A 25,378-nucleotide genomic window follows, 5' to 3' on the forward strand; every position below is an offset into this window, starting at 1 on the left:
CGCCTCGGCTTGTGATCACGCAGGTCAGGCGAAGCCGTGGGCTTCGCGGTAGTCGCTGGGCGACAACGAGAACTCGCGACGGAACTCCCGTCCGAGGTGGCTCGCGTCGCAGAAGCCCCACCGGTATGCAATCGCGGCGATGGAGAGGTTCGTGTTCACCAGGTCACCTCTGGCCGCTGCCAGGCGATGTGTTCGGACGACCGATTGGACGGTGTCTCCGGTCGATGCGAAAGCCCGGTGGACGGTCCTCGGAGCAACGTTGTACGCGGCAGCGAGGTCGGCGACCCTGATCGCTCCACCGGTGAGATGGTCGAGGATCCAGGCCTCCATCTGCCGTCGGAGCAGTTGCAGGAATCCGCTGTCAAGCTTGTCGGGCCGACTGCCACGGATCGCGCCGGCGATGAGGACGAGGAGGGCGTTGCGTGTGCCCTCGATCTCCGCGGCGGACATCCGCCCGACGTGACGGTCCATGCTCATGAGGAAGTCTTGGAGGAGGCTGGCCAACGGGCTTTGAGATGTCTCCAGGAGCAGGCAGCCGGGCACACCGCCCCCCGTGTCGAACGCGGACATGGCGGTCATGGGCATCCTGACCGTTCGCTTGGTCAGGTGCTCCGGGATAACGAACCGTCCGGTGGCGCGGGTGCTCATGAGGAGAAGCGTCCCTGGCCGGAGGACGACGGTCTCGTCAGAAGTTTCGATGATCTGCCGGCCGGTGTGAGCGGTGAGGAGGACCAGCGCGTCATCGTCGTGCCGCACGAAATTGCTGCCGCGGATTCCTTCGGCCTGCGGGCACACCCAGTCGGTGATGAGGAGGTCTCCGAGGTCCAGCTCCCGAACCGATCCGAAGCCCTCCACCGGCCCTTTTGGCTGCAGGTCCATGCCGGCAAGACGGTCACGGACTGCGAGTCTCCAGCGGAAGTCGACTTCTTCGGCTGTCAGTGGGTCAGTGGGGCTTAGAATTGATCGGGAGAGTGGCACGGGTCTGCTCCGGCTTCATCGACGGCGGCTCGGCGTGGTCGTGAATATGCAGTGTGCTCCGTCGGGCGTCCCCCTACTTGTCTTCAAGCGACAAGGATTTGTCCTTGCGTGACAGCGATCTGCCCGTTCGGGCCTCTGCCTTGCGGGGGTTGACGACGCTCGTCAGCGCGGTCGGCGGCCCGGGACCCGAACTTCTCGCGGCGTACGGCTTCGACGAGGCGGAGATTGTCGAGGGCAACTCTTTTGTCAGCCTCCGACTGGTCGAGCGCGTTCTTGAGCAAGCGGCAAGCCAGTTCGAGCTGCCCGACCTCGGGCTGAGGATGGCTGCGCAGCAGGATCTGCACATGCTGGGTCCGCTGGCGATCGCCATGGAGAACTCAGGCACGATCGGCGAGGCCCTCGGCTGTGCGAGCCGGTACCTGTTCGTCTACAGCCCGGCTATCTCACTCGAGGAGACCAAGGATCCGCTGGGAAGTCCCGGGGTGATTGGGCTTCGTTACGCGAGCAAGACGATGGACACGTCGCCGCAGTCGATCGACTACGGCATAGCGATCGTGCACCGATTTCTGACGCTGATCAACGGCGACGCGCCCTACGGACTCCGTTCGGTTCAGCTTCCGCACGCTCGTCTGGCCCCCGAGAGCGCCTACCGGGAGCACTTCGGAGCGGAGGTGCGGTTCGACTGTCCGAGTGCGGTTCTGCGGGTCACGAGCGGACTGCTCTCGATGCCGGTCAGTGGCGGCAACGCCCTGCTTCGTGACATCGCGATCGGCTATCTCGACACGCATTTCGGCCACAAGGACCTGCCGATCTCGGACCTGGTGGCAGCGATCCTCAGCGAGCAGCACGGATCCGACTATCCGGACCTCTCGAAAGTCGCACGCCTGCTGAGTCTCCACCCACGTTCGCTCCAGCGATCCCTGTCCGAGGAGGGCACGACCTTCACCGGCGTCGTCGATCGCGTTCGCAGGAGTCAAGCCCTTGACTTGATCACGACGACCAACCTGTCGTTCTCGCAAATCGCGGCCAGACTGGGAATGCACGAACAATCCAGTCTCACGCGTGCGGTACGTCGGTGGTTCGACACGTCGCCTTCCGGACTACGGCATGCAGGGCAGGAGCCGAAGAAGCACTCCGCTTCGATCGACTCATATTGATCCGAAACTCAATGGGTTCTATTCGAGGGTGTAGCGGACGTGTGGGCCGCCGAAGCAGCCGCGGACGATGTGTGGCTGACGTTGGCGGCGGTGGAAGAACCGGCGGGTCTCGGCGGCGAGTTGGGCCTGGTCCCGGGGCCCGGCTGTGCATGGGTAGGCTCCGTTTGAGGTCGGCGTTGACCTCGTCGGGGTTCAACTCCGGTGAGTACGAGGGCAGGAAGTGCAACTCGACGCGGTCGGGGTGACCGGCGACCAGGCGCGGACCTTGCGGGAACGGTGGGCGGAGTGGCCATCCACGACGAGGTGCACCTTCTGGTCGAAGTGGCCTGCGAGCCGGTCGAGGAAGTGGCACATGGCCCCCCAGCGGAACGATCAGCGAGTCACCCAACAGAGAGCACCACGACTTCCGACCCAGGAACTTATTCGGGGCTGCCTTCGTCTGTAGTGGTCTCGTCGTCGATCCTCGGCTCGAAGATGGAGAACACCGGGGAGGGGCGCGATTGTTTCCGCGATCGCCTTCGAGTACGTGAAGATGGTGTGAGAGGCTGCGCCCGAGCCACTGGGACGCGAAGGCGCCCCACGAGCCCCACGGGTTGCCTGATCCCACATACGTCCCACAAAATGGCTGACACCACGTCAGGGACGTAGAAAACCGCAGGTCAAAGCAAGTGGACCGTGGACACAACAGGCGCCTTCTAAGAGGACGTTCCGCTTGAAGAAGCGATAGTTCATGGTTTGTGCCAGGTTATGACTGTTTCTCCAGTGGCTCGTTTGGCGAGGTTGGAGATCATCGCGAGGCGGATCATGCTCTCGGAATGGGCGGGTTTGGTCTCGTAGTCCCGGGCGAGGCGGCGGTGCATCATGATCCAACCGAAACTCCGCTCCACCTCCCACCTTCTCGGTGTCACGGAGAATCCTTTGACCTGGGTGTTTCGCGGGACGACGTCGACGTCGATGCCGAGGGTGGCGCCGTGTTCGATCGCCTTCTTCTTGTAGCCGGTGTCGACCCATGCCTTGCTGATGGTGGGGCGGTCGGCGGCGATCCGGCTGAGGAGCTGGATGCCGGCCTCGTTGTCGGAGACGCTGGCGGCGGTCACCGTGACCAGCAGTAACAGGCCGAGGGTGTCGACGACGATACTGCGTTTTCGGCCCACGATTTTCTTGCCGGCGTCGGTGCCCTGGGTGTCGACGGGCACGCTGGGTGCTGTCTTGACGCTCTGGGCGTCGATGACGCACGCGGTGGGCTCAGCGGCGCGCCCTTCCTGCTGGCGGACGATCCCGTGCAGGTGGACGCCCAGCTTCTCGATCGTGCCGTCGGCGGTCCAGGCACTGAAGTATCCGAAGACCGTGGTGTGCGGCGGGAAGTCGTGGGGCAGGTAGCGCCATGGGATGCCGGTCCGGTTGAGGAAGAGGATCGCGTTCATGACTTCGCGCAGGTCGGCGACCTTGCCGCCGAGGTTGAGGGAGTTCTTCTGCCGCTCGGTCCGCCAGGCGGTCAAGATCGGTTCCATCAACGCCCAGCGGGCATCGGACAGATCACTGAGATAGGGCAGTCGCGGGGCCATGAAGATACTGACTCACGCGGTCCGCACGGCCGCTATCGCTCGAACGGGCGAGGCAAAGCGGTTGCTACCGGGTCATCTTCGAACCGGACAGAAGGTGTCGGGTATGTCAGTGCTGAAGCGGGCACGTGAACCCTCTTGAAAGCTGGGCGATTTCGGCAAATGCCCTGTACCGAGGTACCGCTGACAGGCAGCGAACCGGGGCATAGTGGCCCATAAGTGACGCGAACGTCCTCTAAGCGCCTACTCTATTCTTATATGTAATGAAGGCCGCGTGGGATACCAACCACGTCGCAGCAGCGACCAGATAACCTCGACCGACTCAAGGCCAAATCAGGGGAACGCAGGTCGGTTAAACTCGCTCGGCATGGGCGCCTGCGGCGCCATGCAGCTCAACAAGGCGGCCGGTACCACAGTCAACACTTCCGGTGTCGTACAACTGGTGATCTGCCTGGCCGTCGGCGCGCTGGCCATGCTGGCCGCGATCGCGGCCAGCAGGCCGCTGCTGCGGAAGGTGACGTCAGGCCCGGCTCAGACGGCGGACTGACGTCGTACCAACGGCGGAGCCACACCTGGACGCGGGCCGGACGTCACCGAGGTCGCCGGCCCGCTGCGCATGGTGTGGCCACCGCCTTCGGCTTGGGCGACTACGTCTACGGTTCCCTGCGCTCTCAAGACCCCCGTACCGTGATGGCCAGGTGCCCGCCGCCGAGTTGCGGATACCGGCTGTTGAAGCTCGCCCACGGCCGTAAGCGCGGATGACCGGCGCATGGCTGTCGTGGTGGTCAGCTCTTCGCGAGGCATCCTCAGTTCCACCAGTTGTCCGCTGGTGGCCGCATTGCTCAGGACGCTGAGGGAGTCGTGCCCGAAACGCGGGCTTGGCGTCGGTGGCGGCGGTGATTCCGTAAGTGAATGCGGGCCTGATGGAGTTCGGCGATCGCCGCGACGATCGACAGGCCCAGACCGCTGCCGCCATGGGCGCGGCTGCGGCCCTCGTCGGCCCGGTAGAACCGGTCGAAGACGTGATTGACAGCGTGCTGTGGATTGTCCGGTCCGCCGTCCTGGATCGTGAGCGAGCCGCGGCCGTCGGCGTGACGAAGTTCCACGATGCAGACGGCGCCGACGGGGTGTGCAGTCCGAGGGGACCTACGACAGGGTCCGCCGGTCTGCCCGGCGGCCCCTGTCGTCGGTCAGTGCGTACGGCGTGTGGTGAACGTCTGGTCTTCCGGCCGGGGTGCGCGCAGCATGGCCCAGTAGTCGACCAGACGCCAGGGGCAACTTACCCAGGCTCGGCCGGCTTTGTTGCGGTAGTAGCCGCCCGCTGAACCACCGTGCTTCCAGACGGTCTTGTCCAGTTCCTCGTCGACCCGCTGGTTGTAGGCATCGGTCGCCTCCCAGGTCGGCTCCATCGAGGAGTGGCCGTTCTCGATCAAGTACTGGAGGCTTTCGACGATGTAGTGGACGTGCTCCTCACTGGTCACGTTGTGGCCTCCGCCATGGTTGGGAGCCGCGTTCGGACCCGCCGTGACGAAGAAGTTGGGGAAGCCGGGAACGGTGATGCCCAGATACGCCCGCGGGTTCTGCTCCGCCCACTCGTCGGCCAGCCTGACGCCGCCGCGGCCCACCACGTCCAGGAAACCGAGGTATTCGAGCTTGAAGCCGGTGGCCCAGATGATGACGTCGGCTGCGAGGAACTTGCCCTCCGTCGTGACGACCCCGTCGGGGCGGATCTCCTGGAAGGAGGCCCGGTGCACCGTAACGTTGTCGCGCTTGACGGCCTCGAAGAAGCCGGGGTCCTTCACGATTCGCTTGGCGAACGGCGGGAAGTCGGGTGTCAGTTTCTCCTTCAGGTCCGGGCGGTCGGCGAACGCCTCCTCGAGATAGCGAAGACAGATCTGCATCACCGCGTCGTTGGCCGGCGACGCCGACATGTGCGCTGCATACCAGTCCGCGTCGATACGGGGCACGGGCCAGCCCTTGTCCGCGGCCCACCAGTACGTCTTCGTCCGGAACCACTGGTGGAAGTACGGGATGTTCTCCAGCGCCCACCGCACGCCGTCGGGCACGTTGGCGGAGACTTGCCCTTCAGGAATGACCCAGTGCGGCTGGCGCGCCACTATGTCCAGGCACTCCACCTGGTCGGCGACGGCGGCGACGACTTGTACGGACGTGCAGCCCGCACCGAGGACGACCACTCTCTTGCCCCGCAGGTCGACATCGGAGCGCCACTTGGCGGTGTGCATCATCGTGCCGGCGAACGAACTCGCGCCTTCGACGTCGGGGGTCGACGGCCCGTTGAGCACACCTGTGGCGGTGACTACCGCGTTGGCACGGTGCGTCCGGACGGTGCCGTCCTTGTGCCGGACGGAGACCTCCCAGGTTTGATCGTTCTCGTGCCAGGTGCAGCCAAGGACCTTGGCGGAGAAGGTGATGTGCGGGTAGAGGCCGTACTTGGCGGCCACGCCTCGCAGGTACTCGAGGTACTCAGGTCCCGTCGGATAGTACTTCGACCACCGGGGATTGAGTTCGAAGGAGTACGAGTAGAAGTGACTCGGGGTGTCGACCGCGGCTCCAGGATAGGTGTTGCGCGACCACGTGCCGCCGAGGCCGTCGCGTTCCTCGAAGACCTGGTAACGGAAGCCCGCCTGGCCGAGCTTGATCGCGGCGTTCAGGCCGATCATCCCGGAACCTATGATCGCGACGCTGAAATCCTCGGGAGGGGTGCGGGTCCGGGCGACACTCCGCCGTGCCGCCGCGAAGCCGCCCTGCTCCCGCAGGTGCGCGACGTACTCCTCCCCGACCTCGTCGTCGACACAGACTTCGGCCATCCGCCGGAAGAGCGCGTCGCCCGGGACCCCGATGCGCGGTGCCAGCGGGCGGCCGTCGAGGAGTTGCCGAGCGCGGGCGCGGACCTCCGCCGCAACCGGCGACGGGTAGTGGCCCATCAGCATCGGTGGACGACCCTCCGTCTCGGCGAGGCGGCGTTCGTCCGCGAGCCTCTTCCGGAACTCGTCGACGAGGCTCGTGTCTCCAGTCAGATGAACCAGCGACATCAGCAGGGCGCCCGGCTCGGCGACCTCGATGGCGGCGTCAAGCGCCTCCCGGTCGACATCGGTGACGGGGGAGAGGACGTAGGTGGGCTGGTCGGGGGATATCAAGGTCATTGGTATACCGGTTCCTCGGCGAGTTGAGGACGCACGCGCACGGCGTCTGTGGGAGGTGGCAAGGGCCAGCCGTGCCCAACTCAGCCGTGGGACAACACGGGCGTCCTGCCGGAGCGCGCCAGAGAGGGGAGCACCGGGCGGGCGCGTCGGGACTGGCGGGGCATACCGGAGGCGGCGTACCAGATGTCCATCGCGGCCATGCGTACGGTGTCGCCCGCCTCCTGCGTGGGCATCGAGTCCGCGGGCCCGCACAGCGACAGGGCCGCCCGGGTGCTGCTGCCGGGCGGACCGACCGGTGCGGCCACGACGGTGACACCGGCACAACAGCCCTGCACATCGACGGCGACGCCGCCTCGGTCGCGGACACGGTCGAGGTCACGCCGCAGCTCCCGCAGCGTACGGATCCCGTACGCGGTGGCCGGGGGCGAGAAGTCAAGGGCGGGCCAGTCCGCCTCGGTGAGTTGGGCGAGGAGAGCGCGGCCGGCGGCCGAGTGCACGGCGGGCTGCCGCGCGCCCAGGCGCCAGCTGTCCCCCTTCTCTGGCCAGTGGCCGATGCGTTCCAGATGCAGCACCTCCGAGGAGACCATCGCGCTCAGGAACACGGTCAGTCCGGTCGAGCGGTGCAGCGTGTGTACGACAGGAAGAGAGGCCTGGTGGATCCGGTCACGCCTTACCACCTGGGAGCCGAGTTCGAACATCCGGATCCCGAGGCTGTAGTGGTAGCCCTCGCGCTCGACCCAGCCCAGTTCGACCAGGCGCTGCAGAATCCGGTGCGTAGACGAGCGCGGCAGGTCGGCCTGGCGTGAGATCTCAGTCAGTGTGAGTCCGCAGCGGCCGTCGAAGACCTTGAGGAGAGAGGCCACTCTGTCAATCATCGTGATCGGGGCGCTGTCACTTATTGCCGTGGTCATGATCGCCTCCCGGCGTCACTCGCCGATTGCACATTGCGCCAGCATGTCGCAAACTGACAGGTGTGAGCGTACTGCTGGGTTGTGCCGGTGTAAACGGATTGGATCCAATTCCGCATACGGTCACGCATCGGCTGCCCCAGGGCTGGCCGGAGTTTCGAGAGCCGGGAAGAGAGCCAGGGTGCAGCCATGGTGAGACGCAGCCGTCCGACGCTCACCGAGCGGCGGGCAGAAGAACTGCACATGACGATCGCGCAGAAGGCGGCCGAGATCTTCGTCGCCGACGGCGACACCTCTGCGACCGTCGAGCGCATTGCCGACGCGGTCGGCATGTCGACGCGCACGTTCTACCGTCACTTCCCCGTCAAGGAGGATGTGGTGCGGCCGCTGTTCCGGCGCAGTTCGCAGCAGGTCGTCGAAGCGCTCGAGAACACACCCGAGGACGGCGACGTGGTGGAGGTGCTCGTCACGGCATGGACGTCACCACTGGATTCAGGACCGGACCTCAGTCCCTTCGGCCGCGATTTCCTCACCCTGATGGCTGCCAGCCCGCAGTACCGCCTGCGGTGGATGGAGGTCGACGACGAACTGTGCGAGGCGATGGGCGGGTTTCTCCGGGACCGCATCGGCGTGGGCGAGAGGCCTCTCGACTCGGTTCTGCCGGGCTTCCTCATCGTGCAGGCGACCCGCCACGTCTTCATGCACTGGATCGCGTCGGAGACGGGTGAGGACATCGCGGGCCTGCTGCGCGAGGCCTTCCACATGGTCTTCGACGGCATCCGGACCGCACGGCCCGCCCACTCGTCGTCGAAGTGAACGTCGAAGTGAACCGGACGGCGTAGCAGCCGTTCCGTACGGGCTCCGCGAGATGCTCCGCACGGATCAGTCGGCCTGGGCGCCCGCAGGTCCCAGAGCGCCGGACCGGCGCAATCTGGTGAGCTCGTCCGCGTTGTAGCCGAGTTCGGCGAGGACGCGGACGGTGTCGGCCCCCGTTGACGCCGGGGCACGAGGCGGCGTCGGTGCGGACCGGCCCAACTTGATGGGTACGCCGATGCTGCGGTAGCCGCCGTCACCGACGACCATCGAACGGTGCCGTGTATGGGGAGCTGAGAGGGCTCGGGCGACATTGTGGACCGGGCCGGCGGGAACTCCCCGCGCCGCCAGGGCCTCCGCGAGATCCTCTGCCTCCCACGTCAGGAAGGCCGGCTCCAACTCTGTCCGCAGAGAGGGAAGGTTGACGATCCGGTCCCGATTGCGCAGGAAGCGCGGGTCTTGGGAGAGGTGAGGGATGCCGAGTACATCCGCGAGCGCCGTGAAGTGCGCATCACTGGCGGCGGCGACGAACAGGCATCCCCCGCTCGCCGTGCGGAACACCTGGTAGGGAGCCACGGTCGGATGAGCTGCTCCGGTGCGCCGGGGGATCTCGCCCGACTGCAGGTGGATCGCTGAGTGCGGGTGCATGAGGGACAGGACCGCGTCGAACAGGGTCACGTCGACGAGCTGACCGTGCCCGCTGACCGTCCGCTCCAGCAGCGCGAGCAGCACCCCGGCGAACGCCTGGTGCGCGGCGGTGATGTCCACGATGGGCACCCCCACGCGCAGTGGTCCACCGTCGGCTTCACCGTTGACACTCATGAGCCCGCCGTAGGCCTGCAGTAGGGCGTCGTACCCCGGCAGGCCGCCGAGGGGGCCGTCGACGCCGTAGCCGGTGATCCGGCAGTAGACGAGCCGGGGGAACTCCTCCGCCAGGCGGGACTCGTAGCCGAGCCCCCAGCGTTCCATCGTGCCGGCCTTGAAGTTCTCCACGACCACGTCTGCTCGGGCGATGAGGTCGTACAGCACGTCCCTGGCCCGCTGCACACGCAGATCGAGGGCGATGTTGGCCTTGCTGCGGTTGAGGCCCTGATAGTAGGCGCTCATCGTCCCGGCCTCGTCGACGAACGGCGGCCCCCAACGCCGTGTCTCGTCACCCGAGGGGGACTCGACCTTGATCACTTCTGCGCCGTGGTCGGCGAGCATCTGCGTGCAGAACGGCCCGGCGAGGACCCTGCTCAGATCGAGAACTTGTATCCCTTGGATTGCGCCGGCTCGGCTCATCACTCACCCCCTGTTACCAGGTGCCACCACGAGTCTTCCTGGCGCACCAGGGCGGCGAGCCGGTCGTGCCAGTGGCTTTCACTGCCGAATTCCTCGCGCCAAGCCCACAGCCGGGTCGTCGCGGCGCCGAGGTGATGCTCCTGCGAGTACCCGATCGCGCCGTGCAGTTGGTGACCGAGGGCGGCGACGACGTGCGCGCCCGCCGAGGTGGTGGCCTTCGCCGCGGCCACGGCCACGCCCGCGTCGGTGTCCTCCGCCTCGGTCGCGAGCAGCGCGGCGTCCGCACTCACCTGAAGAGCCGTGACCTCGGCGGCGAGCGCTGCCAGATGCTGCTGTACTGCCTGAAAACGGGCCAGTGGTCGACCGAACTGCTCCCGCTCGGTGGCGTATTGGAGGGCCGACATGAGCACGGCGCGGGCGGCGCCAGCGAGTTGAACACATCGTGCCAACGCGCCCCGCTGCAGTATCGCGGACGAGTCGAGGCCGGGCGGCGCTGCGGCGGCCACAGGATCCACCAACTCCATGTCCTCGAGGACCAAGGTGTCACGAGGTTCACCGGCGAGGTTCTCGGCCGTCGTGAGACACACGGCCGTTGATCCCCGCGTCGCCATGGGCAGGAGGGCGACCAGGGTCTCGTCGCCGCACCGAACGGTTGTCACGACGTGGTCGGCATGACGTCCCCACGGCACCCGCAGGGTCCCCGACAGGCGGAGAGCGCCGTTTCGCTGCCGACCCCGAGCCTCGTCAAGGGACGCGACCACGACCCCCTCGGGCAGGGAGAGCCCCGCACGTGCCGCCATCCAGCCCGCCAGGACGGCAGCCTCGGCCACCGGTACACGCACGGCGTGAAAAGCCATCAGGTCGACGACCACGGCGAGATCGCTCAGCCTGCCCCCGCTGCCGCCGGCGCCCTCCGGCACGCCCAGCAGGTGAAAGCCGCCCGCGCTCAGGTCCTTCCACACCGGATGGTCGAAGTCGTCCGAGGGCTTGCCGCGCCCCGTGGTCCGGCCGCGCAGGATCGCGGAGACGGCGGAGCGGATCTCCTCACGCACATCGTCGGTCATCGAACCCCCAGCCCGCGTGCCACCACCGAGCGCAGGATCTCGTTTGTGCCGCCCCGCAGGGTGAACGCCGGGGTGTGCAGGACGGCTTCGGCGAGCAGCCCCTCCAGCCCGGCCGCGCCCCGGCGCGGCTCGGAACCCGTGACCTGCCGTACAGCCTCCACCACGTCCCCCTCGAACCGAGACCCCAGATCCTTGACCAGCGCGGCGGCGATCTCGGTCGGCCGGCCGTCGGCCAGAGCGGCCGCCACCGACAGCGACATCTGGCGCAGCGTCCAGGCGCGCGCCGTGAGCCTGCCCAGCGCGCGCACCGAGACGGCGTTGCCAGGGCGGTCGTGCACCTGGTCCGCCCAGGCCCGCAGCAACGGCACCGTACTCATAAGGCGCTCGGGCCCGGACCGTTCGTGCGCAAGCTCGGCCGTCACCTGACGCCAGCCGGCCCCGCGTTCGCCCAGCAGACTGTCCTGCGGAACCACCACCGAGTCGAAGACGACCTCATTGAGATGGTGCCCTCCGTCGATGGTGCGCACAGGGCGGATCTCCACCCCCGGCGCCGGGAGGTCCACGAGAAACTGCGACAGGCCCGAATGCCGGTCAGACGGTGAACCGTCCGTGCGGGCGAGGACGACCATCGCATGGGCGTAGTGCGCACCGGTGGTCCAGATCTTCGTCCCGGTGATCTCCCAGCCGTCGGCGACTTCCCGCGCCCGGGTACGCACCGATGCGAGGTCGGATCCCGCGTCGGGTTCGCTCATGCCGATGGCGAAGTAGCACTCGCCGCGGGCGATCGCCGGGAGGTAGAGCCGCTTCTGGGCCTCGGTGCCGTGACGAAGGAGGGAGGGCGCCATCTGCCGGTCGGCGATCCAGTGGGCGGCGACGGGGGCGCCCGCGGCCAGGAGTTCCTCCGTGACGATGAACCGGTCGAGCGCTGACCGGCCGTGGCCGCCGTACGAGGTCGGGAGCATCATCCCGATCCAGCCGCGTGCCCCGAGACGGCGGCTGAACGCCGGGTCGGGGGCGGACATCCACGCGTCGCAACGCGGGGTGAAGGTGCCTGCTTCCCGCTCGGCGCCGACAAAGTCCCGGACCTTGTCGCGCAGTTCCCGCGCAGCGGGGCCGAGACGTGTGGGGGAGAGATGGATCGTCGCGGTCAACCGGACTCCTCCTTCGTGTCCGGCTCACGCTAACGAGATGGGATCCAGAACTGCTGACGGTGTTCCGCCCAGTGGACGGAACACCGTCAGCCCGAGTCAGCTCGCGGACGGGTGTGCCACCGCTCCTGCTTCCAGCAGGAGGTTCAACTGCGCCTCTGAGCCCGCGCGATGGGCGTCCATGAGATCGACAAGCCGCTCCGTGTCGCCGGTGCGGAGCGCCGTGACCATCTCCCTGTGCTCCTCGAGGATGCGCGCCCGCCCGGCGTCGTCGTAGAGGGAGACGGAGTGGTAGGGCAGCGCCCAGGTCCAGATCCTCCTGATCTCGCCGACTACGAGTTTCAGATCGCTCAGGTCGAAGACGGCGAAGTGGAACTGGCTGTTGAGTGCGCGCATCCGGGGCAGATCGATTGCGGTGGCGGCATGTTCGATCTTCTCGGCCAGGGCCTCGATCTCCGCCAGCCGGCGAGCTGCGGGCCGCGGCAGGCTGCGGAGCACCTCCGTCTCCAGCAGCCTCCGCATCAGGTACACCTGATCGAACTCCGCCCGGCTCAGTCGCACGACGGCAAAGCCGACATGGTGTTCGTGGACGACGAGTCCGTCCGCCACCAGTTGACGCAGCGCCTCGCGCACCGGCAGACGGCTCACGCCGAAGGCGGCTGCCATGTGCTCCTGACGGATCTGCCGGCCCGGCAGCAGATCACCCGACATGATCATTTGTTTGATGCCGTTGGCCACGCGCGTCACCGCCTGGCTGGCGGGCGGGTTGCTGCTGCTCGCGGAAGCGGACGGCTGTCTGGGCGGCATGGGCATGCACTCCTCACGGTCCGCATCACCGTACGAGGTCGAGGCCACCGGCCGCACCTGTGACCGTGCCGCCGACGGCCTCAGCAGGTGATGCTGCCTCCGTTGAGGTTGATGGTCTGTCCGGTCATCCAGGACGCTTCCGGGGAGACCAGGTAGACGACGGCCGCTCCGACGTCCTCGGGGGTGCCGAGCCGGCGGGTGGGAATACGCGCGGCGATGTCCGCGGTGCTGTCGCCGGCGGCGTTCGTCTGCAGCCCGAGCGCCAGTGTGTTGACCGTGACGCCGAAGGGCGCGACCTCCTGGGAGATGTGCCGGACAAAGCCCTCGACACCGCTCTTGGCCGCCCCGTACAGCGAAAGCCCGTGCGCGGATCCAGCACGCGCGGATCCTGAGGAGATCTGCACGATCCGGCCCCATCCCGCCTCGCACATGTCGTTGGCGACCGTCGACACGCAGTTCATCGCGCCGAAGAGATTGATCTCGACGGGCGCCCGCCACCGGCTCGGATCGAGGGATCGGAACTGTCCCTGACCGAAGTCGGCCGCGATGCCCGCGTTGTGCACCAGGATGTCCACATGGCGCCCCAACCCGGCACGGGCTCTCGCGACACCGTCCCGCACCCCGTCCAGGTCTGTGACGTCGAAGGCGACCGGGACGGCCGTTCCACCTGCGGCCGTGATCTCCTTGACGACGACTCCGGCTCGCTCGGCGACCAGATCATTGACCGCGACGGCGGCGCCCTGGGCGGCCAGGGCACGGGCGATTCCCGCTCCGGCGTTCTGACCGGCTCCGGTCACCAGCGCAGTGCGGCCCGACAGATCGAACATCATGTTCCTTTCCCTTGGACAGTGGTGATCGAGAGCGTGGAGCTGAAACGCGGCGCGCTTACAGCTGTTGGACAAGCTCCAGCAAGTGCCCCTCGGGATCCGCGAGTTGGGCGACACGTAGACCGTGCTGCGGAATGGATCTGGGCTCGACGCGGACCGTGCCCCCCGCGGTTTTCGCGGCTCGTACCACCGAGTCCACGTCGGCGACGGCGAATCCGAGCACCGCTTCGCCGGGCGCGGGGGCCTCGTGGCCAAGGCGCTTGAGTAGCAGCAGTGAGGGTTCGTCGCCGTGGGGGAAGGACAGGACGGCTTCCGCGTACGCCGCATCGCCCTTACCGGCCGTCGTCCGCTGCTTCTCGACCAGACCGAGAACGGCGGAGTAGAACGCGGACTCGGCGTCAAGATCGTCCACCATGATCTTGGTGAAGGCGAAACGCTGCCCGTCGGTCACAGCTTCTCCAAGCGTGAAGTGTTGCGGCGACCCTGCCTGGGGCCGTCCGGCTCGCGGCTCGACGCCGGCATCCGCAGTACAACCGCTCGGTGACCCGCCTGGAGCGCAAGCTTCCGCTGACTGGAACTGCTCCGAATTTCGCCGCCTCTTGGCGGGCACACTCAGGAGTAGGCACTGAGGTCGTTGGTCGCGCGGTGAACATCTGCCCCGGCGGTATGCCCGAGAACTTCCCCTCGCTGGTACCCGGGGAACACCGACTGGAGCCTGTTCGTCACGCTCACCCCCATGTTCAGCGGGGCCACGGGGCGCCGGAGACAGTGGCCGGAGTCGTGGCGACGCTCACCTCCGACGACGGCGTCTTCATCTCCGGCACCGAGATCCGCATTGACGGCGGCGCCCACCAGCAGTCCGGCGCTCGGCTGCGGGATCACAGTGAAACGGTTGTTCTTCCGTCGCGGGGATTCTCCGCATCACCAAGGTTCTGGTCCGTTTCCGAGGGAGTACAACGAAAAGCGCACCACACCGGACGGGATCCCGCTGGTGTGCATGAAGCCGTGCATCGGAGCCGGGTTCTGCGCGATCCTGATGCCAGTCCCGGAGAAGGTCTCGTCGCCGTTGAGGCGCCTGCGCGGCCGGAGTTCGCCCTTGCTGTCCACGAGCTCGTCCGCCTTCAGGACGGCCACCGGCTGGCCGTCTTGCGAGCGCCATCCGAGCGTGAAGTTGTCTCCGGCCGCGATGTACGTGTCCCCGTCGCTCTGCAGCAAGAGGCCGTAGCCGAACTTCTCTCCGTCGCCGCGTTCCGAATGGGCCCTGACGACGAACTCGTACCGGCCGAGGGTGAGCGTCACCTCCTGGGAGGCCGACACCCGGAAGCCGCGCACGCGACCCTGGGGCTGGGCGGCGAGGATGTCCTTCTCCAGTGCCGTGAGCTGAGCGTAGGTGCGGCGCAGATCCACACTGGCGTCATCGTCGAGTGAGTCGAAGCCGAATGGCGAGACCCCGATGGCACCGTACTTTCCGATGGCGAGAAAGCTGTGCGAGATCCCGTGCCCGTCGGCGCGCATCTCGGGCACGAACAAGGTGGTGTTGGTGTCCGCGTAGCCCTTGAACGGCACCTCGAAGTCACCGAAGTACACGTCCGGTGCGAGGAAGGCGATCGAGGGGGCCGCCAGCTTCCAGGCAGCGCTGACGTGCGGAAGCGGCCCGCCACTGGGGAACACCCCGGGCGCGCCGCCGCCGGCGAGAGCCACGTCCGCGGACTCCGCCTCACTCGGCACGATCGAGTCCAGCCACGCGTTGGCGAACAGCGGGATGTCGTATCGGGCCTGGCCCGCGGCGGCGACGTGCTGGATGTAGGACGCGTAGTGCCAGGCCATGAACAACTCGGCCGTGCGGTCGGCCTCGCCCGTCAAGCGGTCCCATGTCGGGGCGGGGGCCTCGTCCGGGGCTTGCACGTACGGGGACGCTCCGCCGCGCAGGGCTTCGGCAAGGGAGGCTGGTACGGGGTCCGCCCAGGCGGATACCGCGTCCGCTCCGTAGGAGCGTGGCGCGCCGAGAAGCCCGACCTCGTTCTCCACCTGCACCATGATCACGGTCTTCTCGCGGCTGTCGACCCGCGCGAGGTGCTCCATGAGCGCGGCGAAAGCGGCCGCGTCGGCGTCGCGGTTGGCTGTGGAGAACGGGCTGAGGTTGTCCACCGGATCGCCGGCCTCGGTGATCTGTATCGGAAAACGAACCGGGTCGAGCTTCACCCAGGTCGGCGTGTAGCTCGAAGAGCCGTTCTTCCAGCTGCCGAACCAGAGAAGCACCAGCTTGAGCGCGTGCTCGCGGGCGCCGTCGAGCATGGCGTCGACCAGGTGGAAGTCGAACCCTCCCTCTTGCGGCTCCACGAGTTCCCAACTGACCGGGGCGAGCACGGTGTTGACGCCCGCGTCGGCGCACCGCTTCCAGAGCGGTCGCAGGTAGTCGGCGTCGGACGAGGTGGAGTTGTGCACCTCGATGCCGCGGATCAGGTAGGGCTGACCGTTGACGACCAGTTGGCCCGTGGCCGGGTCGATGAAGTGGTCTTTCAAGGATCGTGAATGCGGCATTGCGTTCCCATGGTGTGAGCGGTGTGCTTGCCCTTGCGCACGAGGGCCCGTGGGGAGCGGTGTCAGGTCCGCTCTCCACGGGCTGCTGGAGTGCGGCTACGTGGCAGTCATGGGCCGCGTCTCATCCCCGTCGTGCGGCACGTTCCGCATGGCATGGGTCAGGTAGACCCTCCGGTCTGTGACGTCTGCGGTGTCGCCGACGACATCCAGGCGGCTGCGCATGGGGAGGTCGCCCGACGACGAGCCGATCGAGATCCACATCGGTCCCGGGTCCACTACCCACCTGTCGTCAAGAGAGAGGTAGGCCAAGAGGGGAAGTTCCAAGGTGAACTTCACCATCGCCTGATCTCCTGGCTGGAGTTCGAGACGATGGAACCCTGCGAGTTGGAGCGCCGGCCGCGAGATGCCGGGGGCATCGTCCTCGACGTAGAGCTGGACGAGTTCCACGCCCGAGCGGTCGCCGGTGTTCTTGACGGTGACAGTGATGTCGACTGTGCCGTCGGTTGCCACCGACGTGCTGCTCAGTTTGAGGTCGGAGTGGACGAAGCGTGTATACGTCAGGCCGTGGCCGAACGGATAGAGCGGTGCCGCCGTCTCGTCCACGTATCCGCCGTGCGGGTCGCCCTCACGATGGCGGTAGCCGCTGCCGAATCGCTGGCCGGCGTGGATCGGGACCTGTCCGCCGGCGCGTGGGATCGTGTAGGGCAGGCGTCCTTGCGGCTCGGCCGCGCCGGCCAGGATGTCCGCGACGGCCTGGGCGCCGAACTGCGCGCCGTAGTACCCGAGCACGATGGCGTCCAGTGAGGACTCCACGTCACCAAGGGCGAGAGGGCGGCCGGAGAAGATCAGGCCGACGGTCGCCTTGTCGAGCGCGGCGATCTCGTGCACGAGCCGACGCTGCACATCCGGGAGTCGCACATCGACGGTGTCCGCGGCCTCGCCCTCTGTGCGTTCGCCGAAGAACCACCGGGCCAGACCGCCGAGTGCCAGGACGACGATATCGGCGTCACGCGCGGCCTCAACAGCGGCATTGATCTCCTCGGCGCCATCGGTGATCCCACATCCCGCGGCGACGGTGATCTGCGCGTCGGGCAGCGCGGCCCGCAACGCGTCCGCGAGGGAGACCGCTCCGTACTGCGTGCGGGCGAACTCGTCCTCGTCCATGGCGAGGAGGTCGCCGATCTCCTGGTGCACGTAAGCGTCGTCAGGGCCGAAGGTGTCGAGGTCCTCGACGCCGACCATGGAACTCGTCTTGCCTCTCAGCATGGCTCGGGTGAGTTCGATGAAGGAGGGGAAGGTGTACGGGGCGAACGCTGCGCCGACCCGGTCGGCGTGCGGGCCGACGAGGGCGATGCGCGGGGCTCCGCTGAGGGGAAGCACCCCGTCGGCGTTCTTGAGCAGGGTGACGGACTCGCGCGCCAGGCGCAGGGAGAGGTCGTGTCCTTCCTGCGCCACGGACATGATCTCCACCGGGTCGGCCTCGACGTACGGGTTCTCGAACAGGCCCAGTTGGAACTTGTGCGTCAGTACACGCAGCACCGACTCGTCGACCATCGTCTCGGGGATGCCGCCGACGCGGACGGCCTCGATCAGACTGTCCCCATAGCCGAACGGCCCGGGCAGCTCCACGTCGATACCCGCCCGCAGAGCCAGCTCGCCGGCCTCGCGTGCGTCGCGCGCCGCGCGCTGGTGGTTCACGAGGCCCTCGATCGAGCCCCAGTCCGACACCACGGTCCCGTCGAAGCCGAGCTGCTCGCGCAGCAGCTCGCGGAACACGCGGGGGTCGGCGGCCGCGGGCACTCCGTCCCAGCCGGCGAGCGAGGTCATGATCGAGCCGAGCCCTGCGAGCTGGATGGCGGCGGCGAAGGGGCGCGCGTACACCTCACGCAGCTCCCGTGCTCCCATCTGCACGGTCGCCGTGTTGAGACCGGCCTCGCTCATGGCGTACCCGAGGAAGTGCTTGCCGGTGGCGACGACGCCGTCCGCGAACGACTCGCCCTGGAGATTCCGTACGAAAGACACCCCGAGCGCGCTGACCAGGTACGGATCCTCGCCGTAGGTCTCGTGCACCCGGCCCCAACGCGCGTCACGGGCGACGTCGAGCAGCGGCGACAGGGCGTGGTGCAGTCCCACGGATCGCATCTGCCGGCGCGTGAGCGCGGCCATCTCGCCCACCGCGGCGGTGTCCCAGGTGGCGGCCAGAGCGATCGCCGTGGGAAATGCCGTGAAGGTTGGCGCGTTCACGCCGTTGAGCGCCTCGATGTGCATGATCGCCGGAACGCCCAGGCGGGTGTTCTCGACCAGATGCCGTTGCACGGCGTTGTTGAGGCGTGCGAGTTCGGCCGCGCTCGCCGGGAAGCCGCCCATGTGAGGTTCGACGTAGCCGATGCCGTGTGCAAGCTTGGCCGCGGCGACGTCCGGGCGGATGCCCTTGGCGTCGAAGAGCATCGTCGGGATGAGTGACGTCAGCTGCGCGACCTTTTCGTGCATGGTCATCCGACCGAGCAGCGCGGCGGCGCGGGAACGCGCGTCATTCATGGCGTGATCCTTATGTGTGAAAGGCATCAGATGTCCAGTCCCGAACCCAGGGGGAACAGCGGGGCCAGGGTGCTCGCCGGCGCGTCGGGCGCGGACTCGCGTACGGCCTGCATCGAACGAGGCAGCTCGACGGGGAGCCTGCCCTCGGGGGCGATGCGGCCGGTGAGGGCGGCGAGCAGGGCGTCGTCCGAGACGCCGAAGGTGACGGTGAGGCCGGCCAGCGCGTCGATGAGCGGGGTGAGGATTGCCGGGCGGTCCAGGGCCACGTCCACGATGAGCGGGGCCTGTTGGGCGATCATGCGCAGGCGGTGCACCAGGCCGGGCGACAGTTCGAGGGACCCCTGATGGAAGTACGACTCCAGGAACAGGTCGTCCCGTGGCTCGAAGGGAGCCTCGATGCGCACGATGGCCAGGTCCGCATCCAGCGGTGTGGCTGCGGGAGTGACGGCCCGGGCAAGGGTGTCCGGATCGATGCCTTCCGCGTACACGCGTGCACTCCGGCTGAGGGGGAGGAGTGGCGCACCACCGACGACGGAGTTCTTGAGCACGGTGACCGACCGGGTCTGCGTCTCCAGAGCGATCCGCCGGGTCTCGGCGTTGCCCACGATGGCCTCGGCGGCGTCCTCGTCGACGAACGGGTTGTCGAAGAGGCCGAGCCGGAACTTGATCAGCAGGACGCGGCGCGCCGACTCGTCGACTCTGCTCTCCGCGACCACGCCGCCGCGCACGAGGCCGAGCAGCAGGTCCGTGCACTGTTCGCCGCCGAACTGGTCGGCGCCGGCGTCGAGGATCTTGACGAGGCGCTCGCGGGCGTCGAGCTCCTCGACTCCCCATGCGCGGGCGGGCAGGACCTGGTCCCCGACGAGGTTGTCGTTCACCAACTCCCAGTCCGTGATGATCAACCCGTCGTAGCCGAGCTTCTCGCGCAACAGCCCGGTGAGGATCTGCTTGTTGTAGCCGAACCCGGCTTCCTCGATCGGTACGCCGTCGATCTCGAGCCCGACGGGCATCCCGTAGTACGGCATGATCGCGGCGGTGCCTTGTTCGATGGCGGCGGTGAATGGGCGCAGATGCTCGTCGAACGCCCCACCCGGGTAGACCTGCTCGCGGCCGTACGGGAAGTGCGCGTCCTCTCCGTCCAGCTGCGCGCCGGCGCCGGGGAAGTGCTTGGTGACGCAGGCGACGCTCGTCGGGTCCAGAGTGGCGCCCTGGAAGCCTTCGAGGTACGCGCGCGTGTACGCCACCACGAGATCGGTGTCGGCGCCGAAGGTCTGGAGCTGACGTGCCCACCTGGGCTCGCTGGCGAGGTCGACCTGGGGGTGCAGCGCCATGCGGATTCCCACGGCGCGGTACTCCTCGCGCGCCCGTCGCGCGAACTCGCGCACGATTTCCGGGTCGCGAAGCGCCGCGAGGCCGAGCCCGTCGGGCCACTGCGAGAACGGGCCTGCCGTGAACGACGCGCCGACGTTCTCCAGGAACCCGTGTCGCGGGTCGGTGGATATCGTCACCGGGATGCCGTGCGGCGTCTTCTCGGCCAGCCGCTGGATCGCGTTGTTCCACCGTGCGGCCGTCCGGGCATCTTCAATGCGGTGCACGTTGAAGTGGTTCATCGCCCTGTCGAGGACCACCTCGCTGGTGGGCGACTTGCTGATCGCGCCGGGCTCTTCGAGGACAGTGCCCTCCGGACCGATCTCGATGACTGTGTGGAAGAGGAGACCGACTTTCTCTTCGAGTGAGAGCCGCGACAACAGGTCCTCGGTGCGTTCCTCGGCGCTGAGCCGCGGGTCCTCGTACGGGTCCATGCGGCCGTTGCCGTTGAGGTCGCGGAACGCGATGTCCGGTGCGGTCGTGTCGTGCATGGGGGGTCGGTAGTTCCTCTCAAAATCGTCTCCGGGGCCGTGGGGGAGGCCTCGGCAAGGCGGGGGATCGGACTCAGCTGCACCGCACCGCAGCCCGGCGCGGGGCACTCAGATCCGGTCGGGTGCTGCGGCCGCCGCCGTCACCCCTTGATGGCTCCCTGCATGACGCCTGCGACGAGCTGCTTGCCGAGGACGAGGAAGAGCGCCAGCAGCGGCACGACCGATACGAGCACGCCGGTCATGATCAGGGGGATGTCCTTGAAGAACCCGGTCTGCAGCAGTTGCAGTGCGACGGGGAGTGTCGGGTTGGTCGTCCCGAGCACGATCGACGGCCAGAAGTACTGGGTCCACGCCCCGATGAAGGTGAACAAGCCCAGCATCGCGGCGGCGGGCCTGGCGGCCGGCAGCACGATGGAGCGGAAGATCCGGAACGTCGATGCCCCGTCGATGCGGGCGGCCTCGATGAGCTCATAGGGCAGCGCCGACTCGAGGTACTGCGTCATCCAGAACACGCCGAAGGCGGAGGCGATACCGGGGATGATGACTGCCCAGAGGCTCCCTGTGAGGCCCATCTCGCGCATGACGATGAACAGCGGTACGACGCCGAGCTGCGTGGGGACCGCCATGGTGCCCACGACGAATGTGAGCAGGCCGGCCCGGCCTTTGAAGCGGAGCTTCGAGAACGCGAAGCCCGCCAGTGTAGAGAGCAGCACGACCGCGAATGCAGTGGTGACAGAGACGAAGACCGAGTTCCAGACCGCCATCGGCAGATCGATGTCGGACTCGAAGACGCGCGTGAGGTTGTCGATCAGATGCCCGCCCGGGATGGGCGAGGGAATCGGGTTCTGCGCGACCTCCGCCGAGGTCGAGGACGCGAGCAGGAGCGTGTAGTACAGGGGGAAGATCGAAATGAGCGTGACCAGAGCGAGGATGGCATACGTCAGCCGTCCGGGCCGGCGCACGTCACCGCGGTCCCGCCCGCGACGGCGGCGCGCCGCTCGGGCGGCGCCACGGCCGGAGGTCTGCTCGATGTAGGGGAGGGAAGGAGTGGTCACGTGCTGCTCCCGGACGTGTCACCGGACGGTGCGGAGGAGGCGGGCGTATGAACTGCTGCCCTGTGCGCGTCTCGTCGTGCGGCGCGGCGTGGCTTTCGGCGACCGGTCGCCTGGTCGTCGCCGGAGGCGATGCGACGCGACAGCCAGTTGCTGACCAGGGCGAACGTGATGATCAGCAGGAAGAGCAGCCACGCGACGGCCGCAGCACGGCCCAATCGCTGCTGGTTCCAGCCGAGTTCGTACAAATACAGAGTGATTGTCTTCCACTGCCCTGAGCTTCCGCCGAGGCCTTGTGTGTCATAGAGCCGCGGCTCGTCGAAGATCTGCAGACCGCCGATCGTGGACGTGATCACGACGAAGATGAGCGTCGGACGCACGGACGGCACCGTCACCGAGAAGAACTGCCGCACCCGTCCCGCGCCGTCGAGAGTGGCCGCTTCGTACAGGTCACGAGAGATCGCCTGCATGGCCGCCAACAGAACAAGGGTGTTGAAGCCGGTCCACCGGAAGTTGACCATGTTGGCGATGACGATGTGCGCCGGCAGGCTGTCCCGATGCCAGCCGATCGGGTCCATTCCCAGCTGCTCGAGCAGTGCGTTGACCAGCCCGGACTGGTCCGCGAACATGCGCGAGAAGATGAGCGTCACGGCGACCGGAGCGATGACGTACGGCAGCAGCACCCCCATCCGCCAGAAGGTCCGTGCCCGGATGTTCGCGTGCAGGAGGCTGGCGAGCACGAGAGCGATCGCGATCTGGGGGACCGTCGACAGCAGGAAGATGCTGACGGTGTTGCCCAGCGAGTCCCAGAACACTGGTTGGTCGAGGACGAAGGTGAAGTTGTCGAGTCCGACGAAGTCGCCCTGGCCGCCGATGAGGTCCCAGTCGTGCAGCGAGACGTAAGCGGTATACAGCAGGGGAAACAGGCCGACGAGCCCGAACAGGATGAAGAACGGTGAGATGTAGGCGTACGGCGACGCCTTCATGTCCCAGCGGCCCAGGCGCTGACGCCACCGCGACGGCGGGCGTGGAGGAGTGGCGTCCACCAGGGGTGACGCGCTCGCAGCCGAGTGGCGCATACGCTCTTCCTTCAGTGGTGACTCGGGGACGCCCTGTGTGGCGGGCGCCCCCGAATGTTCTGACGAACCGATCACTTCAGCGCGTCCACAGCGTCGACGAACATGTCCCACGACTCCTTGGCGGAGTGGGTCTTGTCCACGGAGACGCGGTTGATGGCGTCATTGAACGCCGCGGCGATCGCGAAGTAGTTCTCGCCCCTGTACGGGACCATGGTGATGTTCGAGGCGCGTTCGGCGAGGATCTTTCCCACGGGCGCATCGTTGAAGAAGGGCTCGGTCACCTTCTGCACTTCCGGGCTCTTCTGCGCCTCGATCTGACTGGGGAAGTTGCCCGATGCCTTGAACGCCTTCGTCTGCTGCTCAGGGGCGGTGAGCCACTCTGCGAGCGCCTGCGCCTCCTTGGGGTGCTTCGACTGCTTCGGCACGCTCAGGTACGAACCGCCGCTGTTGACACCGCCGTTGGGATAGACGTCGGCCACGTCCCATCCCTTGACTCCGGCCGCATTGCCCTTGATGACGCCGAGCATCCACGACGGCGCGAGCATGACCGCGAACTTGTCTTTCTGGAACGCGCTCACCCAGTCCTCGCTCCACCGCGCCAGATGGGTCGAGAGGTCCTCGTGTGAGGTCACCGTGTCGTAGATGTTCCGCAGATCCTTGTTCTTGTCCGCGATGATGTCGCCGGTCTTCGGGTCCTCCCACAGCACCTTGTACTGGTCGGCCCAACTCGTCGCTACCGAGGCCGACGCGTCGTAGAACGCCGGTCCCGTCTTGGCCTCCATGAACCGCTTGCCGACGGCGAAGAAATCGTCCCACGTCGCGTCGTCACCTCCGAAGAGTTCGGCGACCTTTTCACGATCGGTCGGCAGGCCGGCCGCCTTGAACAGGTCGCTGCGGTAAGCGATGGTCTGCGGACCTATGTCGGTCGGGTATCCGAGCAGCTTGCCGTCGGCCGTGGACGCGAGCTTTGTGTTCCAGTCCTTCCAGCGGCCCTTCACCTTTGGAGAGGCCAGGTCCACGAAGTTGTCGGGGTGCTTGAGGACCTGCTGCATCCAGCCGCCTTCGACACCGACCACATCGGCGAGACCCGAGCCCGCACCGAGGGCGGTCTGGAACTGCCCCTTGGCCTCGTCGCTGGTAGCGAAGCGGTTGTGCTTGATCGTGATGTCGGGGTGGAGCTTCTGGTACTCCTTCAGCAGACCGGCGTAACCCCACTCGCTGAAGGTCGAGATGTTGAGGGTGATCTTGCCGTCGGCGTCGCCGCTGTCGCTCGATCCGCAGCCGGCAGTGACAGCGGTCAACGCGACCGCTGCAAGCACAGCGAGGGGCCTTCGAATGGATCGCATCTGTACTCCTATGTCCAGGCGGTGTGCCGTGGCCCGGCGGCGACAAGTAGCCGCCCCCGGCAATGCAAGCTCCAGCGAGGTGCGCGAACCCCGTCACCCGAACGTCGCGCACGCCGCTGCGTCCCCGGCTGAGATGTCGTCCCGGATGTCGTGGTGGCCGTCAGTATCACGTAACACATTTCACCTGACAAGTTTTCGTAGAGTTTTCATCGTCACGCCCCCACCCGGGCCGGACGCGGCACCGCCTCGCTGTATGTTGAAGGCATGGCGGAACGCACCGGGCCTCGGGGGCCCTATCGCAAGGGGCTCCAGCGCCGCCGGGAGATCATCGCCGCAGCGGCCGAGCTCTTTGCCGAATCCGGATACGTGAATTCGTCGATGCGTGAGCTCGCCAGGCGGATGCGCCTCACGCAGACAGGGGTCCTGCACCACTTCGCCGACAAGGAAGAGCTCCTGGTCGAGGTGCTCAACCTGCGGGACTCGTCGGTCGCCGACTACCTGGCGGAGCTGCACGCCACGGATGTCGCGACCCGGTCGCGGGAGGTCGCGCGCCACTCCGCGGAGCATGAGGGGCTGACGTCCCTGTTCATCATCCTCTCCGCCGAGGCGATCGATCGCGATCACCCGGCGCACGCCTACTTCGCCGAGCACTACCGCGAGGCCCAGACGCAGACGCTCGACCCCGGCCCCGCTGCTGCCGAGGGTGCTCCGATGGGGGTCAGTGCGGAGGTGATCGCCACTTTGGGCATCGCCGTGCAGGACGGGCTTCAGCTCCAGCGGCGCTATCGGGAAGACGTGGATGTAGTCGAGGCCGTCGATTCCTTCTGGCGCCTTGTGGCGGCCGCTCGCGCGCACTGGTCCCAGCAGGCGACTTCGCAGGAGGCCGACGGGGGCGACGGCGGCGACGTCGGCTGAACTTCGGTCGCGATCCGCTGCATTCGGTGATGGTGGGGGAGACGCCGGCGGATGCTCCAGGTCGCATCCGGTAGTTGCTCAACGGCCGGCGTATCTCACCGCGTTCGCCAGCGCCGCGAACCTGAACTTCGGCACGCGTAAAACCTGGCGTTAACTGCCTACGCGGCGATGTGCGCCGAAGGTGGCGCCGACCACCAGTCCGCTTGGTGCGCCCTGACTCTTCGTCGGCGTATGGCTCAACTTGCCGCCCGATCCGGGAAGCGGCTGGTGCGCGCCCTGGAAGTGCTGGGCGATTTCGGCACGTTGTGCGCTGCGGAGCGCCACGGATCGCGTTCG

The 25,378-nt window shown here is 67.3% G+C and carries 22 protein-coding genes and 1 pseudogene; 5 read left to right on the forward strand and 18 right to left on the reverse strand.

The features are described from left to right. Positions 1-24 precede the first annotated feature (24 nt). Entirely contained in the window at positions 25-978 is a 954-nt protein-coding gene (locus PV396_RS08880; RefSeq protein ID WP_319202154.1) for a helix-turn-helix domain-containing protein, read from the reverse strand. Between the two features lie 104 nt (positions 979-1,082). On the opposite strand from PV396_RS08880, the gene PV396_RS08885 reads away from it, so the two are divergent. Next, complete coding sequence (locus PV396_RS08885) at positions 1,083-2,135, forward strand: AraC family transcriptional regulator (RefSeq protein ID WP_319202156.1); 1,053 nt, start codon at positions 1,083-1,085, stop codon at positions 2,133-2,135. Positions 2,136-2,153: 18 nt separating this feature from the next. Here PV396_RS08885 and PV396_RS08890 read toward each other — a convergent pair. Both PV396_RS08890 and PV396_RS08895 read right to left on the reverse strand, forming a co-directional pair. Further along, positions 2,154-2,489 (reverse strand): annotated as a pseudogene (locus PV396_RS08890) (transposase); the annotation flags it as partial. Between the two features lie 374 nt (positions 2,490-2,863). After that, a complete protein-coding gene (locus PV396_RS08895) occupies positions 2,864-3,700 on the reverse strand; it encodes an IS5 family transposase (RefSeq protein WP_319202158.1) in 837 nt (278 codons plus the stop codon). Between the two features lie 364 nt (positions 3,701-4,064). Here PV396_RS08895 and PV396_RS08900 point away from each other — a divergent pair, with 364 nt between their 5' ends. After that, on the forward strand, positions 4,065-4,244 hold the full coding sequence (locus PV396_RS08900; RefSeq protein WP_319202159.1) for a hypothetical protein: 180 nt from the start codon (positions 4,065-4,067) through the stop codon (positions 4,242-4,244). 295 nt (positions 4,245-4,539) lie between these two features. Here PV396_RS08900 and PV396_RS08905 read toward each other — a convergent pair whose 3' ends face one another. The 3 genes from PV396_RS08905 to PV396_RS08915 form a co-directional block, all read right to left on the reverse strand. After that, positions 4,540-4,803, reverse strand: a complete 264-nt coding sequence (locus tag PV396_RS08905) for an ATP-binding protein (protein ID WP_319202160.1) — start codon at positions 4,801-4,803, stop codon at positions 4,540-4,542. Positions 4,804-4,887: 84 nt separating this feature from the next. Further along, on the reverse strand, positions 4,888-6,861 hold the full coding sequence (locus PV396_RS08910; RefSeq protein WP_319202161.1) for an NAD(P)/FAD-dependent oxidoreductase: 1,974 nt from the start codon (positions 6,859-6,861) through the stop codon (positions 4,888-4,890). An 80-nt stretch (positions 6,862-6,941) separates the two neighbouring features. Then, positions 6,942-7,772: an IclR family transcriptional regulator gene (locus PV396_RS08915; RefSeq protein ID WP_319202162.1), complete on the reverse strand. Its 831-nt coding sequence runs from the start codon at positions 7,770-7,772 to the stop codon at positions 6,942-6,944. Positions 7,773-7,958: 186 nt separating this feature from the next. Here PV396_RS08915 and PV396_RS08920 point away from each other — a divergent pair, with 186 nt between their 5' ends. Further along, positions 7,959-8,585 carry a TetR/AcrR family transcriptional regulator gene (locus PV396_RS08920; RefSeq protein ID WP_319202164.1) on the forward strand — a complete coding sequence of 209 codons (627 nt, stop codon included), beginning with the start codon at positions 7,959-7,961 and terminating at the stop codon, positions 8,583-8,585. 66 nt (positions 8,586-8,651) lie between these two features. Here the strand turns inward: PV396_RS08920 and PV396_RS08925 are convergent, their stop codons facing one another. From PV396_RS08925 to PV396_RS08940, 4 genes are all read right to left on the reverse strand, one after another. Then, positions 8,652-9,866, reverse strand: a complete 1,215-nt coding sequence (locus PV396_RS08925; protein WP_319202165.1) for a CaiB/BaiF CoA-transferase family protein — start codon at positions 9,864-9,866, stop codon at positions 8,652-8,654. Then, positions 9,866-10,930, reverse strand: coding sequence for an acyl-CoA dehydrogenase family protein (locus PV396_RS08930; RefSeq protein WP_319202167.1), 1,065 nt, complete (start codon positions 10,928-10,930; stop codon positions 9,866-9,868). Before PV396_RS08930 ends, PV396_RS08925 begins: the two co-directional genes overlap by 1 nt. Then, positions 10,927-12,081: an acyl-CoA dehydrogenase family protein gene (locus tag PV396_RS08935; protein ID WP_319202169.1), complete on the reverse strand. Its 1,155-nt coding sequence runs from the start codon at positions 12,079-12,081 to the stop codon at positions 10,927-10,929. The genes PV396_RS08930 and PV396_RS08935 overlap by 4 nt, the downstream gene beginning before the upstream one ends. A 96-nt stretch (positions 12,082-12,177) precedes the next feature. After that, positions 12,178-12,789: a GntR family transcriptional regulator gene (locus tag PV396_RS08940; protein ID WP_319202171.1), complete on the reverse strand. Its 612-nt coding sequence runs from the start codon at positions 12,787-12,789 to the stop codon at positions 12,178-12,180. 13 nt (positions 12,790-12,802) lie between these two features. On the opposite strand from PV396_RS08940, the gene PV396_RS08945 reads away from it, so the two are divergent. Beyond that, the gene (locus PV396_RS08945) at positions 12,803-12,976 is read left to right on the forward strand and encodes a hypothetical protein (RefSeq protein WP_319202173.1); all 174 of its coding nucleotides are present in this window, start codon (positions 12,803-12,805) and stop codon (positions 12,974-12,976) included. On the opposite strand, the gene PV396_RS08950 is transcribed toward PV396_RS08945, so the two are convergent. The 8 genes from PV396_RS08950 to PV396_RS08990 all read right to left on the reverse strand — a co-directional run bounded on the left by PV396_RS08950 (position 12,966) and on the right by PV396_RS08990 (position 24,082). Further along, the gene (locus PV396_RS08950) at positions 12,966-13,715 is read right to left on the reverse strand and encodes an SDR family NAD(P)-dependent oxidoreductase (RefSeq protein ID WP_319202176.1); all 750 of its coding nucleotides are present in this window, start codon (positions 13,713-13,715) and stop codon (positions 12,966-12,968) included. The genes PV396_RS08945 and PV396_RS08950 overlap by 11 nt on opposite strands. A gap of 55 nt (positions 13,716-13,770) precedes the next feature. Beyond that, positions 13,771-14,163, reverse strand: a complete 393-nt coding sequence (locus PV396_RS08955; protein ID WP_319202178.1) for a VOC family protein — start codon at positions 14,161-14,163, stop codon at positions 13,771-13,773. 470 nt (positions 14,164-14,633) lie between these two features. After that, positions 14,634-16,235, reverse strand: coding sequence for a DUF5597 domain-containing protein (locus PV396_RS08965; protein WP_319202180.1), 1,602 nt, complete (start codon positions 16,233-16,235; stop codon positions 14,634-14,636). A gap of 114 nt (positions 16,236-16,349) precedes the next feature. After that, entirely contained in the window at positions 16,350-18,791 is a 2,442-nt protein-coding gene (locus tag PV396_RS08970; RefSeq protein WP_319202181.1) for a glycoside hydrolase family 3 N-terminal domain-containing protein, read from the reverse strand. A gap of 26 nt (positions 18,792-18,817) precedes the next feature. Then, positions 18,818-20,650: a glycoside hydrolase family 3 protein gene (locus tag PV396_RS08975; RefSeq protein ID WP_319202182.1), complete on the reverse strand. Its 1,833-nt coding sequence runs from the start codon at positions 20,648-20,650 to the stop codon at positions 18,818-18,820. 140 nt (positions 20,651-20,790) lie between these two features. Then, the gene (locus PV396_RS08980) at positions 20,791-21,705 is read right to left on the reverse strand and encodes a carbohydrate ABC transporter permease (protein WP_416071358.1); all 915 of its coding nucleotides are present in this window, start codon (positions 21,703-21,705) and stop codon (positions 20,791-20,793) included. Continuing rightward, entirely contained in the window at positions 21,702-22,781 is a 1,080-nt protein-coding gene (locus PV396_RS08985; protein WP_319202184.1) for a sugar ABC transporter permease, read from the reverse strand. Before PV396_RS08985 ends, PV396_RS08980 begins: the two co-directional genes overlap by 4 nt. Before the next feature lie 71 nt (positions 22,782-22,852). Further along, complete coding sequence (locus PV396_RS08990; RefSeq protein WP_319202186.1) at positions 22,853-24,082, reverse strand: ABC transporter substrate-binding protein; 1,230 nt, start codon at positions 24,080-24,082, stop codon at positions 22,853-22,855. Positions 24,083-24,391: 309 nt separating this feature from the next. On the opposite strand from PV396_RS08990, the gene PV396_RS08995 reads away from it, so the two are divergent. Further along, positions 24,392-25,042 carry a helix-turn-helix domain-containing protein gene (locus PV396_RS08995; RefSeq protein ID WP_319202188.1) on the forward strand — a complete coding sequence of 217 codons (651 nt, stop codon included), beginning with the start codon at positions 24,392-24,394 and terminating at the stop codon, positions 25,040-25,042. The last annotated feature ends 336 nt before the right edge of the window (positions 25,043-25,378 follow it).

Source organism: Streptomyces sp. ME02-8801-2C (assembly GCF_033793965.1).
Classification (GTDB): Bacteria; Actinomycetota; Actinomycetes; order Streptomycetales; family Streptomycetaceae; genus Streptomyces.

What these genes read in the sequence shown, in the direction of transcription:
- PV396_RS08895 (WP_319202158.1), bottom strand. Translation starts at nt 3,700, where the DNA reads ATGGCCCCGCGACTGCCCTATCTCAGTGATCTGTCCGATGCCCGCTGG.
- PV396_RS08900 (WP_319202159.1), top strand. Translation starts at nt 4,065, where the DNA reads ATGGGCGCCTGCGGCGCCATGCAGCTCAACAAGGCGGCCGGTACCACA.
- PV396_RS08910 (WP_319202161.1), bottom strand. Translation starts at nt 6,861, where the DNA reads ATGACCTTGATATCCCCCGACCAGCCCACCTACGTCCTCTCCCCCGTC.
- PV396_RS08915 (WP_319202162.1), bottom strand. Translation starts at nt 7,772, where the DNA reads ATGACCACGGCAATAAGTGACAGCGCCCCGATCACGATGATTGACAGA.
- PV396_RS08920 (WP_319202164.1), top strand. Translation starts at nt 7,959, where the DNA reads ATGGTGAGACGCAGCCGTCCGACGCTCACCGAGCGGCGGGCAGAAGAA.
- PV396_RS08925 (WP_319202165.1), bottom strand. Translation starts at nt 9,866, where the DNA reads ATGAGCCGAGCCGGCGCAATCCAAGGGATACAAGTTCTCGATCTGAGC.
- PV396_RS08930 (WP_319202167.1), bottom strand. Translation starts at nt 10,930, where the DNA reads ATGACCGACGATGTGCGTGAGGAGATCCGCTCCGCCGTCTCCGCGATC.
- PV396_RS08940 (WP_319202171.1), bottom strand. Translation starts at nt 12,789, where the DNA reads ATGTCGGGTGATCTGCTGCCGGGCCGGCAGATCCGTCAGGAGCACATG.
- PV396_RS08945 (WP_319202173.1), top strand. Translation starts at nt 12,803, where the DNA reads ATGCCGTTGGCCACGCGCGTCACCGCCTGGCTGGCGGGCGGGTTGCTG.
- PV396_RS08950 (WP_319202176.1), bottom strand. Translation starts at nt 13,715, where the DNA reads ATGATGTTCGATCTGTCGGGCCGCACTGCGCTGGTGACCGGAGCCGGT.
- PV396_RS08970 (WP_319202181.1), bottom strand. Translation starts at nt 18,791, where the DNA reads ATGAATGACGCGCGTTCCCGCGCCGCCGCGCTGCTCGGTCGGATGACC.
- PV396_RS08975 (WP_319202182.1), bottom strand. Translation starts at nt 20,650, where the DNA reads ATGCACGACACGACCGCACCGGACATCGCGTTCCGCGACCTCAACGGC.
- PV396_RS08985 (WP_319202184.1), bottom strand. Translation starts at nt 22,781, where the DNA reads ATGCGCCACTCGGCTGCGAGCGCGTCACCCCTGGTGGACGCCACTCCT.
- PV396_RS08995 (WP_319202188.1), top strand. Translation starts at nt 24,392, where the DNA reads ATGGCGGAACGCACCGGGCCTCGGGGGCCCTATCGCAAGGGGCTCCAG.